At 39.0% G+C, this 18,364-nt stretch carries 13 protein-coding genes and 2 pseudogenes; 1 reads left to right on the top strand and 14 read right to left on the bottom strand.

The window, feature by feature from the left end; genetic code table 11:
• The first annotated feature begins 34 nt into the window (after window positions 1-34).
• Window positions 35-1,285 (top strand): ATP-binding protein, encoded by a 1,251-nt coding sequence (locus BFS05_RS02775; protein ID WP_103084494.1) that lies wholly within the window; start codon window positions 35-37, stop codon window positions 1,283-1,285.
• Window positions 1,286-1,374: 89 nt separating this feature from the next.
• Here BFS05_RS02775 and BFS05_RS02770 read toward each other — a convergent pair.
• The 14 genes and pseudogenes from BFS05_RS02770 to BFS05_RS02705 form a co-directional block, all read right to left on the bottom strand.
• A pseudogene (locus tag BFS05_RS02770) lies at window positions 1,375-1,752 on the bottom strand (histidine kinase); the annotation flags it as partial.
• A 201-nt stretch (window positions 1,753-1,953) separates the two neighbouring features.
• Window positions 1,954-2,725 (bottom strand): annotated as a pseudogene (locus tag BFS05_RS07065) (DUF3800 domain-containing protein).
• Window positions 2,726-2,862: 137 nt separating this feature from the next.
• Entirely contained in the window at window positions 2,863-3,462 is a 600-nt protein-coding gene (locus BFS05_RS02760) for an FMN-binding protein (protein WP_103084493.1), read from the bottom strand.
• Window positions 3,463-3,507: 45 nt separating this feature from the next.
• The gene (locus tag BFS05_RS02755) at window positions 3,508-4,353 is read right to left on the bottom strand and encodes an ABC transporter ATP-binding protein (protein ID WP_180978567.1); all 846 of its coding nucleotides are present in this window, start codon (window positions 4,351-4,353) and stop codon (window positions 3,508-3,510) included.
• 74 nt (window positions 4,354-4,427) lie between these two features.
• On the bottom strand, window positions 4,428-5,744 hold the full coding sequence (locus tag BFS05_RS02750) for an ABC transporter permease (protein WP_374703756.1): 1,317 nt from the start codon (window positions 5,742-5,744) through the stop codon (window positions 4,428-4,430).
• On the bottom strand, window positions 5,734-7,092 hold the full coding sequence (locus BFS05_RS02745; protein ID WP_103084492.1) for an ABC transporter permease: 1,359 nt from the start codon (window positions 7,090-7,092) through the stop codon (window positions 5,734-5,736). Before BFS05_RS02745 ends, BFS05_RS02750 begins: the two co-directional genes overlap by 11 nt.
• 12 nt (window positions 7,093-7,104) lie before the next feature.
• Window positions 7,105-8,376, bottom strand: a complete 1,272-nt coding sequence (locus BFS05_RS02740) for a DUF2318 domain-containing protein (protein ID WP_103084491.1) — start codon at window positions 8,374-8,376, stop codon at window positions 7,105-7,107.
• A 90-nt stretch (window positions 8,377-8,466) separates the two neighbouring features.
• The gene (locus BFS05_RS02735; protein ID WP_103084490.1) at window positions 8,467-9,099 is read right to left on the bottom strand and encodes an iron transporter; all 633 of its coding nucleotides are present in this window, start codon (window positions 9,097-9,099) and stop codon (window positions 8,467-8,469) included.
• 122 nt (window positions 9,100-9,221) lie between these two features.
• Window positions 9,222-10,937, bottom strand: coding sequence for an FTR1 family iron permease (locus BFS05_RS02730; protein WP_103084489.1), 1,716 nt, complete (start codon window positions 10,935-10,937; stop codon window positions 9,222-9,224).
• Between the two features lie 326 nt (window positions 10,938-11,263).
• Entirely contained in the window at window positions 11,264-12,847 is a 1,584-nt protein-coding gene (locus tag BFS05_RS02725; protein ID WP_180978581.1) for an amino acid permease, read from the bottom strand.
• An 88-nt stretch (window positions 12,848-12,935) separates the two neighbouring features.
• Entirely contained in the window at window positions 12,936-15,707 is a 2,772-nt protein-coding gene (locus tag BFS05_RS02720; protein ID WP_103084488.1) for an ABC transporter permease, read from the bottom strand.
• A gap of 6 nt (window positions 15,708-15,713) precedes the next feature.
• Window positions 15,714-16,415 carry an ABC transporter ATP-binding protein gene (locus tag BFS05_RS02715; RefSeq protein WP_103084487.1) on the bottom strand — a complete coding sequence of 234 codons (702 nt, stop codon included), beginning with the start codon at window positions 16,413-16,415 and terminating at the stop codon, window positions 15,714-15,716.
• A gap of 174 nt (window positions 16,416-16,589) precedes the next feature.
• On the bottom strand, window positions 16,590-17,210 hold the full coding sequence (locus tag BFS05_RS02710) for a DUF5701 family protein (protein ID WP_103084486.1): 621 nt from the start codon (window positions 17,208-17,210) through the stop codon (window positions 16,590-16,592).
• A 52-nt stretch (window positions 17,211-17,262) separates the two neighbouring features.
• Complete coding sequence (locus BFS05_RS02705; protein WP_103084485.1) at window positions 17,263-18,330, bottom strand: aspartate-semialdehyde dehydrogenase; 1,068 nt, start codon at window positions 18,328-18,330, stop codon at window positions 17,263-17,265.
• Window positions 18,331-18,364 lie beyond the last annotated feature (34 nt).

The raw sequence follows: 18,364 nt of genomic DNA, 5'->3' as shown, positions 1-18,364 counted from the left end.
AAAAGGCGTTTGGCTCTTGTAAAAGGATTTTGCTATGACCGTGAATCAAGAAAAACTGTATCGCCGCGAAAAGTATCTTAGCAAAATTCGCGCGTTTTACGATGATAGCGATCTTATAAAAGTGATTACTGGCATTCGCAGATGTGGTAAATCAAGTCTTATGCGCACGATTATCGATGAGCTTAAAGAACGAAATAATCCAGTTCCAGAATCTAATATTATTTATATAAATCTTGATAAGCGCGAATACAGAAATGTAAAAACAGCCGATCAGCTTGACGCTCTTATAGAAAAACTTACTAATACTAGCGGCTTAAAATACGTGTTTCTAGATGAAATACAAAATGTTAAAGGATTTGAAGAAGTAGTAAACGGATTTCGAGAAGAAGGCGAATATTCTATTTTTATAACGGGATCTAATTCTTACTTGTTAAGTGGCGAATTAGCAACAAAATTAACTGGAAGATATCTTGAATTTGAGATGTTTCCGCTAAGTTTTGACGAGTATGAAGATTTCAAAAAATTCTATGATCAACCAGTAGATTCCGACATTAGTAAAGAGCTTAATAATTATATTCTCGAAGGTGGTTTCCCTCGTACTGTTTCCATAGATAATATGGGCGACAAACGAACGTATGTAAGTAATGTTATTAAAGAAATTTTTGATAAAGATATTAAAACTCGAGTAAAAATTAAAGATACGCAAGCGTTTGAAGCGGTACGTAACTATATTATTAACAATTTTGGCGCTACGACTAGTATCAATAGCTTGTGTGAATCTTTAAAGAAGAATGGATTAGCTATAAGTCGTACTACTTTAGCAAGGTATATTCGTGTTCTTTCAGATGCGAAAATCATTTATGAATGCCCACGTTTCGATATGAAATCAAAGCGTGCTCTTTCTGGAGAAAAGAAGTATTACTTAGCAGATTTAAGTTTTTATTACGCTCTAAATACGGATAATCGCATAAACTATGGTCCTACTTTGGAAAATATTGTGTACTTATATGCTAAAAGCTTTGGATACTCTGTAAGCGTTGGACGTATTGGAAAGTTGGAGTGCGATTTCATTCTGCGCAATGCAGATATGGATTATGCTTACGTGCAAGTAGCTTATACGATTTTGTTGAGTCGGGAAACAGAAGATCGCGAGTATAGGGCTTTAGAAGCTATTCATGATAATTATGAAAAATATGTTATGACCATGGATTCGCTTATACAAAAACGTAACGGCATTAAGCACGTAAACATTGCAGATTTTATTAAAAATAAGCAGATTTTTTAGAAAACTAGAATAAATAATCTGTGCGTTATCGTGGCAAAAATCGCAAAATTAGCAAAAACTGCCACGATAAATCGAGAGTTTGAGTGATGCTAGTTTAGCGGAATAACAACATTGACCAGCCAAGTGTCATCATCTTTTTGCGCGCTTAAAGATCCACCTAAACGTTCCACAGATTTTTTGTGAAACAGTAGACCTTTGCCAAAAACAAGCCTTTCGCCAAACTTATTCAACGTCGAAATCGAATTCATGCACATTATTTTGCATTCGCGCTCATCAACAGTAACATTCATAGAAAAGTCAACGCTAGTAGCGCAATGCTTACAAATATTAGTAAGCAGCTCGCTGCACATGCGAATAGCACATTGAGCTTTTTCGGCATCAACTATTGCAGATACAGCAAAATCGTTACTTAATGAACTTTCATCATTAACTGTTATCGAGCCATAATACCCAAGCTGCTCGCAAATTATGGCAGCAAACGGAGCTATAACAGCAATAATGATTCGCAACGAAGGCACTATTCTTGAAGTCAAGGAGTAAGGTGGTTGTAGTACCAAAACACAATATTGCAAACAATAAGCAATTTATGATATAATTTGCATACGTCGTGACTGCGCCATATTGCAGGTTTGAGGTTAATCTTCAACACGGCGTCTATTTTTATTATTTCACTTTTCAATAATACGGCTACCACTAGGTACAGCCACTACTCCAAATCCTTCCGCTTTACCTTGACTATTTCTACGAACGTTATTTCTTATCATATTATAAAAAGTTGAATCTCCTTTAGAACATTTTCTATAAACTGCTCCTGCAACTAAATCTGCAAACTGCACACCTACACTGTGATGCGAAGCTGCTATAAATAATCCTTCAATTAGATTGTTATAATCAGCTCGATGTGAGTCATGATTATTAAGTAAATCAAAATGGAAATCGTCAAGCTGCTTATTTTGTTTACTATTACGAGCATCAATAACTATCATTCCATAAACTTTTTGTACCAGCATTTTTGCTTAAATCTTGAAGATAATACTGAAAACGTTCACATATTTTTTCAAATGCAGTGTGATACATATTTTCAGCATTGCAATCTTTATATTTATCGTAATACTCCTTAGTGTTCACTACAGCAGCAATAATTTTAAAATCTTCATTTTCCGAAATCAGCTTAAACAGATCCTCACGCAATTCATTCAATTCATCAACACTCAAATTAGAAAGAGGCGTGGTCTTGTTGCTTAATGGATGATTAATAAAATAACGCCACTTAACTTCCCCTTCAATCCCATATTTCTTTTTTAATCCATGCAGATTACTTTGTAATGATTTCCATTGCGATTCTGGAATGACTAATCCGCCCAAAACAAAATAAGGATTTTGCTCTACAGCATCACGTTTAGGAGCAGTTCCACTCTCGTCCAAAAAAAGAATTTGCATGGGAATATTTTATATGAAATATTCAACATTTTATGACCATAAATGGAATACGAATTTTTATGCTGATGGCATTACTTCGAAAATGTTACTATTAACGTTAAATCACGGTTATATTAATAAATTAAGTTTGTTCAATATTATTGCGCGGATTGAATTGAAGCCTCTTGGCGAGCAACATCAAGCGCTTTGTTGAAGGCATCGCTAGTCCAACTTGCTCCAGCAACAACCGAAATATGCAAATCTTTTAGTGGTTTTCCAACTATTTTTCCAGAGATAGCGCTAGCAAAAGCGTTCATGTGCTTTTTTGAAATCGGCGTAAACGGATGAGGCGTGATTTCAACACCGTTCACATTGCCACTAGCGATACTTAAATTCACATCAAAACTATCTTCTGCAACAGGACCATACGTGGCTTTGATTTTGTAATCGCCATCTTTGTAATTGCCAGTATCGGTTTTAGACTGGTTTTTAGAATCCCCAGAATTTTCACTTTGCGCGGAAGACTGAGATTGCTGAGCGCCAGCATCGTACTTCCCCGAAGGATTACCGCCATCATCCGCGCTTTGACCAGAATTGCCAGCGAACTCATCGTTCATAGGAACAGCTTTTGGCTCTCCACAAGCGGACAACATAGCAGACGATGCAGCTATAACAGCAAGCGCAGCAACAGTTTTTGCAACTTTTTTAGACTTCAAATCATGCTGTGAAGCATCGTGAAAGATATTATCCGAAATCATGAAATCATCGCCTTTAAATCTTATATATTTTAAAATCTTGCGCGACTAATCAGCTAAATCCGCTAATTTAGGAGACTTAGTAGGCTCATGGTCTTGCAAAGCTTCTGCAACACTCTCATCAACGTGAGCACTCGTAAACGCAGGTTTTCCACCAATCGACTCATACGCCTTGCGCGCATCCTCATTATTCCAACGCTCCCCAACAAGCACACCGTGGTTAAGCATGATTTCACGATCCGCGCACTGAGCAACCAGAGAATCGTGAGTTACAACAATAATCGTAGTTCCTTGATTGTGCAGCTGCTTAAACAAATCGAGCACAATCTGCTCATTTTTTTCATCCAAATTACCAGTCGGCTCATCCGCGAGAAGCAATTTAGGGCAATTAATAAGCGCGCGAGCAACGCATACACGCTGCTGCTCACCACCAGAAAGCTGACTTGGCAAATGGTGAGCGCGATCCTTCAATCCAACTCGCTCCAAAGCATCCATCGCTTGAGCTTCATCAACAACAGAATGATAGTATTGCGCAACCATCACATTTTCAACTGCTGTTAAATGCGGCACAAGATAAAACTTTTGAAATACAAGACCAATCACATTTTTACGAACATCTGCAAGTTGGCCAGCATTCAAATCCTCAAGTTTGCGACCTTGCAAAGACACTGAGCCTTTAGATGGCGAATCCATGCAACCAATAATGTTCATCAAAGTAGTCTTACCAGAGCCACTAGAACCAACAATTGAAAGCCACTGACCTTGAGGAACAGTAATCGACAAATCGTCGACAGCTCGAAGAGAGCCGTAAATCTTGGAAATATGATCCAAAGTCAACAGCATTTTTGGCGTAGCTTTCGTGCTCTCCGGCTTATTTTCTATATTCTCTGTCATATTAAATCCTTAACTAAAATCTTCACTAAAAATCTTAATAAACTCACACTTCTTAATAAACTCACATTCAACAACTATTCTTCTCGAAGCACAATCGCAGGATCAATCTTTGAAGCTCGCAAAACAGGCGGTAATGCAGCAACACAAGACGCAGCAACGCTAAACACAATAGAGAACGCGACTAGCCACCAATTCACGCCCAAATCTCGCGCGAATACCATTGCTGCAAGCAAACGCGCGAACACGTATCCAACTGCCGTGCCAGCAATACCACCAACTAAACCGTATAATCCAGCTTCTGCAGTGAACTCCACGCCAATACTTCTAGCACTTGCGCCCAAAGCTTTACGCAAGCCAATCTCATTTCGACGCTGTTGCACAATCGAAGAAATAGTAGTACTCACGCCAACCATCATCAGCACCAAAACAACAAGCGATACTATACAAAACAGGCTGCGAAGCATAGTTACGATACCCTTATCAGCAGCGGTAACTTTAGTAACCTGCTGAGCGCGCACACGCATAGAAGTCATATCGTTAATACTTCTAACAACCGCATCAACGCTAGGTGCAGAAGAAGAATAAGCGATTACATCAGCTCCACGCTTAACTCCCGTAAGAGTATTCACATCTCCATTAAGCGCATACAGCATAGCATCTTCAGGTCCGCCTGTATCTAAGATTCCACAAACGCGAAAAGTTGTGCCGCTAGTATCCATAATATCCGTTGAAACTCTGCCTTCAACAAGCTTATTTTGCGCAGAACTTTGAGAGGAATTTTGCGCTGGTTTATCTGCAGATTTATTTGCAGACTTACCAGCAGGCTTCTCTGCAGGCTTATGCGATCCAATAGTATTATCCGAAGATCGATAGGCAATCGCAATACGAGAACCAATTTTCAAGCCCATAGCCGAAGCAACATCTCGTCCAACCATAACATTCCCAGAGCTCGGCCAAGATCCGTCAACATTCCAATGCTTATTAAGCGACTTCACTGAGCGAACATCAATTCCAGCAAGCACATACGGAGCTGCATTAATACGCACGTTTTCATAACGATACGTAGCAGAACGCATGGCACCTTTTGCAAGAACCATATCGTTTGTGTGCAAAACCATCGCGCGATCAATGCCGTTTTTCCACTCGCCCTCCAAAGGAGTTACGATAATATTCGCTCCATATGAGCGCATTTCATCACTCATTTGCTGAGGAACAACAAGGCAAATTGCAGCCAAACAAAATAGCGTAGCAGCACCAACAAGCGTTGCTACAACAGCCATTACAGCACGCGATTTGCGACGAAACACAGCGCTTAAAAGCATCGTAATAAACATCGTATTATTGGATGTCATATACGATTTGCGGAATATTCTATGTAATTTACCTGCCATGAAGCACCTCCGCCGGACGTACGCGAAGAATTGAACGAATAGACGAACCAGCAGCAACCAAAACAGTTAACGCAAGTAATACAAACACGAGAACAAACACCATAGGCCTAAACGAAATAGCAGATTTAAACACAGCAAAACCAATGATTTGAGCCACAGCGAAGCCAGATAGCATTCCAACAACAGCTCCAACAAATGCGATAACAGCTGTCTCCATAAGCATTAAACGCGCAACTGCACCATCCTTCGCACCTAATGCTTTAAGCAAAGCTAATTCGCCTGATCGCTCAGAAATCGTGGCAGCCATAAGATTTGCAACAGCAACAGCCGCAGCGATCAAACTTAAAGCTGTCATCAAAACCATAACAGCACGAGTCTTATTTAATACGTTACCCTGAAGAGCCGCAACTTGACGAACTTGTTTTGCTACAGCTCCCGGAATTACCTCCTCAATTTGGTAAGTAATAGAACTCGGGTAAGCCGTGCAATACCAAGTTTCCCACTCTTCTTGACTTAGCGCCGCCGGATTTTTTGCAGCTTTTCTAGCCAAATCATTTTCAGGAGTTGTAAGCGCTTTTACTTCAATAGAATCAACCATATTCGGCTTATTTGCAATCTTCTGCGCTTCTATAGAATCTGCATACAAAGCGTTATCGTCATCATCACCTGAATCATATATTCCAACTACTCGCAATGAAACATATCGATTATCACGCTTCAGTTTTATATATTTTCCTAATTTTATATTCTGATTTTGCGCAAGTTTTATTCCAACCATAGCTTCAGAATTTTTATCTCTCGCCCATCGGCCTGAATTAATCTTCCACCAAGATCTCATGCCTTGTACGCCAACTACTGTAGTTTCTCCAGAAGCTAATACAAGCTTGCGATTAAACCATGTTCCAACAATAGGAACAACTAAGTTTCCAGAATCTTTAGTCTTGGCGTTCTCAGAATCTTTAGATTCTAAATTAGCGTGAACCGTTATTTTTGGAGCAAAATTTGTAATATTAAACGCCCAGAAAATCATTTTTATTTTTGATGCGTCTGATTCTTTCAAAAAAGCTGTAGACTCTTTACTTTCAGCGTCGGCCAAATTATGCGAATACGAATCTATAGACTGTTCTCGAGAAGCGTACAAATCATTAACAACAGCGTTAGATTTTGGCTGAACTACAATATTAGAACCATAAGAACTTAATTCAGCGTTTATCTTGTCTCCAACATCATAAACAACGCTAAGCATTGCAACACTTACGCATGCACTCAAACATACAACGAACGCAATTAAAACACGCTTTTTTATCTGCTTTAAAAGGGATTTAGCAACCATGCGAATCATAAACATAGCAACCCTCCCTTACTTAAAATGCGAGCTAAGCGCATCTAAATCAGCTGTATGAATAGTTATCTTTCCATGACCAGCTTTATATGGGAATGGAATTGGATTACATCCGCCTTTGAATCCAATAGTCGCTAAATTAATAGCTACATCGCATTTGCGGCAAATAATTTTCCCATCTTTTTCGTAATATCCTGCGTCTCCACAATTTTCGCAAGCATCCAAGCCAACTCCATACGCTCCACCATTTTTCTTAATAATTATGAAACGCATTACGGTACCATCTTTTGCTTTATATTGGAAGCGATGCAAATGCCCATCCGAAATTTGCACATAATTAATGGTTGCAATACCATCATGCAATTCGTATGGCTCAGGTGGTGTAAGCGTAGGTTTGATATTCATAACAGATACGCCAACAGTTAACGTGAGTATTATCGTAATTGACGCTAATAGCGCTGCAAGAGCAGACTTGCGAGATTTTCTTTTAAAAGCACGCTTGGCACGAATTTCAGCAGCATTTTCTCCAACTACAGCCGTTTTGAATCCTATTACAAGAGATGCAACTGCAGGAATCATAAATACGCACATCTGTGCCATGATCATTATTGGAGCATTGTTTATAAGCCAAACGAGAATACTGAAAGAAAAGTCATCGATATAAAGCAGTATGCTTCCTTGCATAATTTGCAAAAGTGACGTTATGTGTTGTATAAGCAAAATTATCATGCTTAACACAACTGCAACTGTAAAAGATTTTTTATCTGCAGTATTACGCAAAAGACGAGCCATAAGACTTAAGCAAATGGCTGCAATTATCCCAAGCACAAATCCCAGAGCACGCAAAAGCATGTCGGATGTAAAAGGCGGCGTACTTGAATCTACAAAAATCGTAAGTTGAAGAATAACATCTGGCAATGCGTAAAAAACTGTAAGAGCTAAGCAGCACGCGCCTATTGCGTTACATACGTGTATTGCAATCGGATTTTTTCGCCAATTGCTTACGATTCTGTGAGAGAAAATTACTACTAAAATCGCAGCAATATCGATTGGTACAGTCACACATAAAACTGGCATGTTTATGAAATTACGTTGATTAATTACAACAGCTGCACGTAAAGATGCAAAAATCAATGCAATAACAGTGCCAGTTATTAGACCGTATAATCTCCAATGTGAAGAAATAGGCTTATCACGTCCTTCGCCAACAGTTAACGAAGAACTTAAGCCCATAGTAAGTAAAGCAAGAGGGAGTAGCCCGGGTAATACTGCTACGAACAGTCTGAGCATAACTCCCTCCTTTGCTATTACTTGTTATTTACTAAAATTATTAATTAATCGCTAATTATTAACTAATTGCTAATTATTAACTAGCTATGACTACCACTGACGAGGAGTGTACTTCCAATCGTCGAATGTTGCCTTAATTGGCTCAGTCCAGAAGCGACCAGTCACACCAGTTGCAGGATCGACGTGAAGCATCCAACCCTTCTTTTCTGGGGATTCGATTGAAAGAACAAGCTTGTAAGAACCAGCTTTGTCTAACTTAACATTTGCGCCATAGTGAGGGCCGTCGGAAGCATTCATCTGCATAAACGTACCCTTAACAACTGATTCGCCACTTGCCTTATCAACAATTTCATAGTTTACAGTCAGATCTGGGATGAACTCGCCCTTACCATAACCAAGCTTTGTACCTTTTTCGTTAGCATGAATATCTGCTTCAAGGTGGAAGCTTGCTTCGCTTGCTTTCAAGCCCATACCTGCTGGGAGCATATCAACTGGCTGGAAGTAAACAGCGCCAATAGTAAGAGGTCCAATGTTCTGATCTTGGTGAGGACCAACTGGAACCTCTTCAAAGCCCTTATCGCCGCCTTTGTCATCAGCCTTCTGCTCTGCAGCCTGTGGCTTAGCATCATTTTTAGCAGAATTACCGTTAGAGCCGCAGCCAGCAAGCGCAAGCAGACCAGCAAGAGCAAGTGCAGCAATTGCCATCATTTTATTATTCTTCATATTTAACCTTCTCTATTGATTGATTGGTTATTTTATTTAATTGTTATTATTTGTTGTTTATTAATTTGTTATTAATTAGTTTTTTTATTTATTATTTTTTATTTTGTTTATTTCTATTTTGCTTATTTGCTTTCTATCGCACGTTTTCCACGACTTCGCGCAATAGATACGCAAAGCAGTGAAATTACAACGATTGCAGCTATAATTTGCGCAACAATCGTCTCAACATATGGATAGAACCCAAGCCAATCGTTAGTTGGCAAGCCTTGAATATAAATACCTTCGAGCGCATCACCTTCAATAAGCGCGTGCACGCCACCGCCTGCAAAAATCACTACAAGGATGGACATGAGCGCGCTAGTTCCAGTGAAGAATGGTCGAATTGGTATGCGTACTGAAGCGAAACGAATTAGCAAGAATATTATTACAAGCACTAATGCAGCTGCAATAAATCCTCCCCAGATCGTGGAGTCAGCACCGTTCGATACAGCAAAAATAGCTTGATAGAATATTACAGTTTCAGCGCCTTCGCGAAATACTGCAAGGAAACTGAGTAACGCAAGCGAGATCAAGCTTCCTTTTGATACAGCTGATGCTGTTTGTTCGCTAATATACTTATTCCACGCTTGCACTGAAGATCTAGAAATCATCCAGTTGCTCGTGTAAAGAAGCATAAGCATTGCAAACAGTGCAACAACGCCTTCTGTAATCTCTTGTTGAGGTCCGGAACCGTTGAACAAAAGACCAAACAGTGCAGCAACAATTAGTGAAGCTATAATTCCAGCCACAAGTCCTAAGTAAATATACTTAACCATTTTCTTATGACCAGATTTAATCAGGTACGCAATAATTGCTGCAACTACGAGCAAAGCTTCTAATCCTTCTCGAAGCAAAATCACAAAAGCTTGACCAAATGGGCTTGTTATGAATTGCATCAAAGGATTCGCATTTGAAGATGCACCAGCATCGAGTTTTGCCGCGTCTTCAACAAGCATAGCTTTAAGATCTTTTACAAACTTCCTAGCTTGGTCAATCGTACCAGCATTATTCATAGTTTGACGGCATTCTTTGAACTGGTATTCGACAGTTGAAACGCGGCTTCCGCTAATTGCGTTCATCACGTTTTTTTCAAATCCAAGCTTCTCGTAATACTGATAATAAGCATTGTTGATTAAATCGACAGCGCTAGAAACTTGAGCTTTATTACCTTTTGCAGACTCGTAAGTTCGCAACGATTTGTCTAGAATCGCATTCATTTCTTGGGCTACTTGACTCCACGTTCTGCCATTTCGACCAAGATTTTTCTTTTTCACTGCGTCAAGTTTTTTGCGTTCAGATTGAATTTGTGCTCTTAACTTACGAGCATAAACGTCAGGCTTATCTAGTTTAGGATTTGAATCAAGTTTAGAAGCTGTTTCACGAATATCTGTTTCGAGAGAGTCTATAACTGAATCGATTTTATTACTTTGCTTTTGTTGAAATACAAGCGTTTGCAACTCTTGGAATTGGTTGAAATGCGATTGGACTTTATCTTGACCAATAGTATCTCGAACAACTGTTATAAAGTTTGAAGCTACATAAACTGAATTATAAGCAGCTTGAAATCTTGTAGAAGCTCCAGAATTGTTTCCATCTGTGTATTCTTTTTTGCCTTGCTGTAATTCGTCATTAATTGCATCGGAAACAAAAGTCCAAGTTGAATATACTTTGTCAGCATCTGTTGCAGAAGCATCAGAAGTAGCAAATAATGAGCAAGTGCAAAGCATCGCGCATGTGAATAATATTGCTAGCGCGAAAACACCAGATAAAATCCGACGTTGTTTTGTAGGCGCGCTCATCGCATCTCCTTCCGCACTCCCCTACTTAGTGCGCAAAAATCTTTTAATTATTAACTAATAATTCACTAATCAAAATTTCGCATCTATAGTGCATTCCCCTTATATGCACTATCCCTCAAACAGACACTAATCATCATGATATCGATATATCAAGTAGATTGATATAGTTAGACGCAAAAAACACGCAAATATTACAAAAATGATATTGATAACGATAATTATCTTTTATTTTTAGTAACTATTTTTTATTTTTAGTAACTATCTTTTGCATATTAGAGCATGCAAAATCAACACATGCGCATATCAACGCATGCGCATATTTAAACTTATTTGCCTAATGCTTTAGCTAAATCGCGATTCTGCCAATGCTGATGCAAGGCACAGTATCCACCGAACAATGCGAGCCACACTAAGCCGCCAATTGCAGAAGCACGCGTATCGTCGCTAATAAACAAAGTCACATACACAAAAACAAAGAACGCTATAGTAATCGAATTCAAAAGCTTATAATGCGGCATAACAAAACCGTCTGGCAGAAAATCAGCAGATTCACGATACTTACGATGCGTAACCATAATCAAAATATAAATCATGATTATTACCGCAGAAGAAGCAGAAGCAAACAAAATAAACGCACCGTGAACGCCAGGAATCGAATTAATAATTGGCGAAAGAAGAATCAAAGCAGCTGAGAACAAAATCGCATTAGCAGGAACCTTAGTACGCGAAACCTTACGCAACTTACCCAAAAGAGGCGAAGGTGACTCAAGAGCAATCTGATACATGTGGCGACCAGCAGAATACAACAAAGAATTAAGTGCAGAAGAAGCGGCTGTAATAACCACAAAGAACACAAGCGCAGAAGCCCACTGCACTCCAGCATACTGGAACACCATAATGAATGGCGACATAAATACGCCTTCTGCATTCGTAGCCTTAAACTGCTGCCACGGCACAATAAGCATAATCGCTATAAGAGCGCCAACATAGAAAACCAGTACGCGCACAATAATCTCGTTAATAGCCTTTGGCAAAACCTGACGAGGGTTCTTAGTTTCCGAAACAGTCACACCAACAAACTCAATAAGCTGGTACGCGTAAAACACCATTTGGAAGCTCATCAAGAAAGCAAGCCAGCCGTTTGGCATAAGCGAGAAATTATTGAAAATATTATCTAATCCAGCGTGACCAGCAGGACTTATTACACCACCATGCAAAGGAGTTGCAGAGTAATGATATCCGATTAAAGCCATGACGATTGCTGTAGCAATAAGAACAACAATTAGCGTGATTTTAATCATTGAGAACCAAAACTCAGTTTCTCCAAATAGCTTTACAGCTACCAAATTTATGCACACTAAAGCAGCTAAAAATACTACTTCTATCAACCATTTCCAATGACTTACATCAATATCGAAAGTTTGGAAGAATGTAACGCAATACGTACTAACTGCCGTAATTTCACTCATGCCAATTAGCACAAGTACAAACCAATACGACCATCCGGCAAAATTACCCCAACCTCTGCCAAGATAGCGCGTGATAAAACTAATAAAAGTATGCTGGTTCGGATCCTTATACATAAGTTCGCCAATGCCACGCATCAGCAGGAACATAATCAATCCAACAATAATGTAAACAAATACGATACTCGGGCCTGTTAAGCTAATAGATTTTCCAGAACCAAGGAACAAGCCTGTACCAATTGTTCCACCAATAGCAATAAATTGCACGTGACGCTTAGTAAGACTTCTTTCCATCTTATTGCTAGCGTCATTAGTATTGCTAGCGTCATTAGATGACTTTCCAGAAGATTTTTGAATATCGGATGGATTACTACTGGTTTCTGCAGCAGAAGATTCTGTACTGTTAGAATCCGCTTTTGTGCCACTATCGACAATACTGCTCATTACCATAACTCCATTCCTTGTTTACCACGAATTCCCAATTTTATAGGTACCCTTAACTATTTCATTACATATTTCACGATTTGTGTTACTATTCAACGCTTTTAAGCGAGCTAACAGGATCGATTCGATCCAAAGCTGGATTAGTTGACCATTGCACGATTAAAGCAAATATTAACGTAATAAGTGCAGCAATACAGTAACTTAATGGAGCTACCTCAACTTCAAAATACAAAGATGGCATACGCAAAGCACTAGTAAGCAACCCTGCAATAAGTCTTCCTAAAGGCAATCCAAGTAAAATACCAATAATCGTTAGAGTAAGCATTTCTTTATGAACATAAGCATGCACTTCTCGCTTATAAAAACCTAGTACTTTCAAAGTTGCTATTTCACGAGTGCGCTCAGAAATATTAGTACTTGCTAGCGTAAACAGAACTGCTAAAGCTAGTCCTGCTGCAAGCGTAACTATAAGTCCAACTACAGCATTCATTAAATCGAAACTGAAGTCACGCTTCATTCGAGCAATATTCATTACTGAAAGCACGCCATCAAAATCAGCAAACTTTTCAGCATACTTTATTTTTTCATCATTATTTCCACGCAAACGAAGCAAAAATGCGTTTTGATCTACTTTTTCATTACTTTTAACTCCAAATAGACGTTCGTAGCAACGCGAAGTCATATACATATTAGACCCAATAAGATTGCGCACAATTGCTCGCACACGTACTTTTGCGCGTTTAAGAGAAACATTAGTTATAGAAATTTCACTATCTCGCGAAATATCTAATGAAGCTGCAGCACTTTGTGAAAGCAAAGGAGCCTCATCATTAAGCACGATATTTTTAAAATTATTATCTATATCCTGCAATTTCACTATTTTAGACAAAGTATTCACGTCTTTGACTACAATCATTTGAACGCTCTCAGAATCTCCAACGCTACGATTCTCAGATTTATCATTTGCAGAATTTGACTTTACTTTGGAAATTTCTCCAGAACTCACATATGCAGGAAGTATAGTTTCAATAAGATTTTTAGAATGATCTTTATCAACTATTTTCTTAATATTTTTAAACGAATCAGTAGATGAAATAGCGATCATATCGTATTTATAAATTCCATCATATTGACGAATACCTAAAGTGGCTACTGTATCGTTCAAAGCTAGAGCACACACTATAAGCGCGGTGCAACCTGCAACTCCACCGATAGTCATGCATAATCGGCCTTTAAAACGAGCCAGATTACGTATAGCAACTTTATTTAAGAAACTAAGACGATTCCATATGAATGGCAATCTTTCAAGAAGCACACGTGAACCAGCTTTAGGAGATTTTGGCCTTAATAAAGCTGCAGGTACTTGCTTGGTTTCTTTCCAACTCACAACTATCGTGCATATTGCAACAGGTATTACGAACGCAAATACACATAAAGAACCATATAACCAGTCGTATCTTAGCGTTACTCCTGGCACTGTGTATAATCCACGCAAAATTTTAAGCAAAAGCGATGGTATAGCCAAAAAGCCCACAATATCGCCAATTCCACCGCCTATAAAGCAAGCAAAAATAGCGAAGAAAGCATGTCTAGTTACAGCAGCCGTTCTACCGTAGCCCAAACTTAAATAAGTGCCAATCAAACCTCGTTCTTCTTCGACCATGCGAGCCATAGCAGTTAAACTCATCATCATAGCGACAACGAGAAAAACGGCTGGAAAAGCGTATCCGAGAGATTGTATTGATGCAACATCAGATCTCAAACTCGCATAGCTGCCATTCGATATTCGAGTAATAATATGCCATCTAGCTTGAGGAACTCGTTTTTCTACTTCTTTTTTGATATTTTTACGAATCTGATTTCGACTATTCTCAATGATTTCAGAAGGAGCGTTTTTAAGTGTTGGAATATTAGCTATAGCTCGATCTACTTCTTTATTTGTGTAATCATCAACAACTTGATTGCGCCGCTCTTTTTCACGTTTTTCTTCTACTTTATCTCGAATTTGTTCAGATGCCTTTTCAACAATATTTCTATAGGATTGCGAAAAAACATTAACGCTATGAGATTTATTTAGCTTTACAGATATTGCTGTATATGGAGAATCTTTTGAATTACTTGGCACAGCAGAAGTAAAAACTTTATATCTTGAAGTAACAGAATTACGAAAAGCCTTAGATTGGTATCCGTTTGCGTTACCCAAATCATCACTATCAAGCACACTACCCGCAATACGCAGCTTGTAATTTTCGGAAGTTTTTTCATCTTTTTCTATATTTACGTTGATTATACTTCCAATACGCAATCCGCTGTCGTGTAAAAATCTTTGTGTTACAACAGCTTCAGAATTATTCTTAGGCATATTCCCATGCAACAAATGTAAGCGATTTATACTTTTATTAGCATGATCGTATTGAATAAGATTCAAAGCATATGAATCAGTATTGTCACCTAATGGCTTAGCTGTAGCTTTCCAGGATTTTTCTGCATCGACTTCTTTTACACTTGGCAATTTACTAACTGAATCAACGTCTTCTTTCGTTAATCCCAATGTAGACACAATCTGTAAATCATAAGAATTAAGCTTGTCGTACATATCGTTAGCGCCGAGAAGCATATCGTTGCATCCAGCGTAAATACCTGTCATAACAGCAACGCCAAGCATTGCTATAACAGCTAATATGCAAAATCTACGCCACTCATGTGCCCACATTCGCACGGCACTAATAAAAACTATTGGAAGAATCGAATGATTGCGCCTATTCCTATTAGTATTTTTGCGCCTTTCTTCACGATTTGTGATTTCATCGTCTGATTTTTTTAACGTTACACTTTTATCCGTTACACTCTTAGCACACATTGCATATCACCACTCGATATTCGCAATTGCGGTAGGATTTTCTTGCACAGTTTCGCTTATCACTTTGCCAGAGTGAAAACGCACAACTTTATGTGCCATAGGCGCGATTGCAGCATTATGTGTAATAATTAACACAGTCATGCCTTCGGATCTGCAAATATCTTGCAATAATTGCAAAACTGATTTACCTGTTTCATAATCCAAAGCGCCGGTAGGCTCATCGCATAACAATAATTTAGGCTTTTTTGCAAGAGCTCGTGCAATAGATACGCGCTGCTGTTCGCCTCCGGAAAGCTGCGAAGGGAAATTATTAATTCGATCTTCCAATCCCACATCAATAAGTGTTTGGGCTGGATCGAAATGGTCTGCACAAATCTGTGACGCGAGTTCAACGTTTTCTAAAGCAGTAAGATTTGGAACAAGATTATAGAATTGGAAAACAAATCCTATATCTTCACGACGATACTTCACCAAACCCTTGGCATTAAGCTTAGTTACATCGCAATCGCCAACCATAACTTTGCCGCTGGTTGCAGTATCCATACCGCCCAAAATATTTAATGCCGTAGTTTTTCCAGCACCTGATGCCCCAAGGATTACTGTAAGTTGACCAACTTCAGCTGTAAAACTAGCATCATCAAGAGCACGAACAACGCTAGATCCAGATGGGTACTCTTTAACAACATGATCAAACGTTATATACGACACGATCCACCTTCATTATTAACTTATGATTTATAAAAATACGATACGCCTAAATAAATTTAAAAATTCTTTAATCAACGCGATAACTTGTTATCACAATATTACTAAAATTATCTTCCAAACACACCATTGTGAAAGTTAAAAGATAATTAATAAATGTTATAAATTGCAATACCTTTAATGTAAAAGTGAAACTCCTCTACGAGCGGTGCAATAAGCATTACCAAGCCAAGTATGCCTTGAATTAGGCCACACTGCTCCTAATCGCGGAGCTCCTTGACTCATCCAAATACTTGGGACGCGTCCATCAGTACTTCTAGAACCTAAAAGATTAAAACCACTTTTATTTTCTAACCAATCCGGATGTTGAGTAACAATTGCTAACCCTTCTTCTAAAGTAAGAGGCAAACGCTCATCCGAATCTATTAGTTTACGAGCTACATCCGGCTCACGGTTCACATAAGAAGTACCAACATTAGGGTCAATAGCAACGTAAAAAGGTCCTTCAGGTGGCTCAAAGCCGTCATGTGGAAGAAAACTAGCTATATCGCGCGGAGGCATAGTCGTAAAACCTGCCATGCGATTTATACTCGTCCTTGAAATTAAAGATTCAGGTGAAACTAATTCGCGAGTTGGAACAAGAAGAATATTAGTGCCTAAATCGTTTTTCTCAAGCGCTTGTATCAAGGGCTTAGCAAGAGAACGGAATGCAGCAGCGCTCATATCTGCCACATCCGGATACCCAAGTGCCACTATACGATCGAGTTGCTGCTGTATTTCTTCAGATGCTATTGACATAATTCCAGTTTACGCAAAATCTTACATAATCGCGAGCGCAATATAATCATAATCAGTTTAGGAAATTACGCTTTTTAGCAATAATTTCAGCCAATTGCACAGCATTCAATGCAGCACCTTTTCGCAAATTATCGTTAGTAATGAAAAGCGTCAATCCTTTATTTCCATCGACTGCTTGATCTTGTCTAATTCTGCCAACATAACTTGCAGATTTTCCTGCTGCTAGCTGAGGAGTAGGGATATCGTTAAGTTCAACTCCTTCAGCGTTGCTCAATACTTCGCGAGCCATGTCTGGAGTTACATCATGCTCAAACTCAGCGTTTACGCTCATACCGTGACCAGTGAAAACGCCTACGCGCACACAAGTACATGATGCTGCAAGATTTGGCAAATGCAAAATTTTACGACTTTCGTTGCGTAATTTTTGTTCTTCGTCAGTTTCTTCAGAACCGTCATCGACTATTGAACCAATAAAAGGCACTACATTAAAAGCAATAGTACGAGCAACCTTTGTAGGCTCAGGGAAATCTATTGCGCTACCGTCGAAAACGAGTTTATCTGCTCCTTGATTTAATGCAGACTGTGCTTCGTTCATAAGTTGCAAAGCTCCGGCTCGACCAGCGCCAGAAACAGCTTGATAAGACGAAACTATTAAACGTTTTAATCCAAAAGCATCAGCAAGCGGCTTTAATACAGGCATGCAAGCCATAGTTGTGCAATTTGGATTTGCTACTATTCCTCTTGGAATTGTATCTAAATCTTCAGGGTTTACTTCCGCAACAACCAAAGGCACATCGTTATGCATTCGCCATTGCGAAGAATTATCTACTACGATTGCGCCAGCTTCAGCGAATTTTGGAGCCCAGATTTTTGACGTTCCGCCGCCTGCAGAAAAAATAGCTATGTCAATTCCGTGCAAATCTGCCTTTTCTACATCTTCTACGACTACGTCTTTGCCGCAATATTGTAGGACTGTGCCAGCAGAATGAGCGGAAGCCATAAAACGTAAATCTTTTATTGGGAAATTGCGTTCGTCAAGCACGCGACGCATTACCATACCAACTTGGCCAGTTGCGCCAAGTACTGCCACATTCACGCCTTTTTCGTTGATAATTGTCATCAATACTCCCTTAAAATAAGTACGTATGGTTTCT

Origin of the sequence: Gardnerella coleohominis, assembly GCF_002896555.1 — a bacterium.
GTDB lineage: Bacteria > Actinomycetota > Actinomycetes > Actinomycetales > Bifidobacteriaceae > Bifidobacterium > Bifidobacterium vaginale_F.
Note: the sequence above shows the minus strand (reverse complement) of the source record. Positions and strands in the feature narration are given on the sequence as shown.

Excerpts from the sequence above, each read along its gene's own strand:
- BFS05_RS02710 (WP_103084486.1), bottom strand. The coding sequence starts at position 17,210 with ATGTCAATAGCATCTGAAGAAATACAGCAGCAACTCGATCGTATAGTG.
- BFS05_RS02705 (WP_103084485.1), bottom strand. The coding sequence starts at position 18,330 with ATGACAATTATCAACGAAAAAGGCGTGAATGTGGCAGTACTTGGCGCA.
- BFS05_RS02740 (WP_103084491.1), bottom strand. The coding sequence starts at position 8,376 with ATGCTCAGACTGTTCGTAGCAGTATTACCCGGGCTACTCCCTCTTGCT.
- BFS05_RS02745 (WP_103084492.1), bottom strand. The coding sequence starts at position 7,092 with ATGTTTATGATTCGCATGGTTGCTAAATCCCTTTTAAAGCAGATAAAA.
- BFS05_RS02725 (WP_180978581.1), bottom strand. The coding sequence starts at position 12,847 with ATGAGCAGTATTGTCGATAGTGGCACAAAAGCGGATTCTAACAGTACA.
- BFS05_RS02735 (WP_103084490.1), bottom strand. The coding sequence starts at position 9,099 with ATGAAGAATAATAAAATGATGGCAATTGCTGCACTTGCTCTTGCTGGT.
- BFS05_RS02760 (WP_103084493.1), bottom strand. The coding sequence starts at position 3,462 with ATGATTTCGGATAATATCTTTCACGATGCTTCACAGCATGATTTGAAG.
- BFS05_RS02775 (WP_103084494.1), top strand. The coding sequence starts at position 35 with ATGACCGTGAATCAAGAAAAACTGTATCGCCGCGAAAAGTATCTTAGC.
- BFS05_RS02750 (WP_374703756.1), bottom strand. The coding sequence starts at position 5,744 with ATGGCAGGTAAATTACATAGAATATTCCGCAAATCGTATATGACATCC.
- BFS05_RS02755 (WP_180978567.1), bottom strand. The coding sequence starts at position 4,353 with ATGACAGAGAATATAGAAAATAAGCCGGAGAGCACGAAAGCTACGCCA.
- BFS05_RS02720 (WP_103084488.1), bottom strand. The coding sequence starts at position 15,707 with ATGTGTGCTAAGAGTGTAACGGATAAAAGTGTAACGTTAAAAAAATCA.
- BFS05_RS02730 (WP_103084489.1), bottom strand. The coding sequence starts at position 10,937 with ATGAGCGCGCCTACAAAACAACGTCGGATTTTATCTGGTGTTTTCGCG.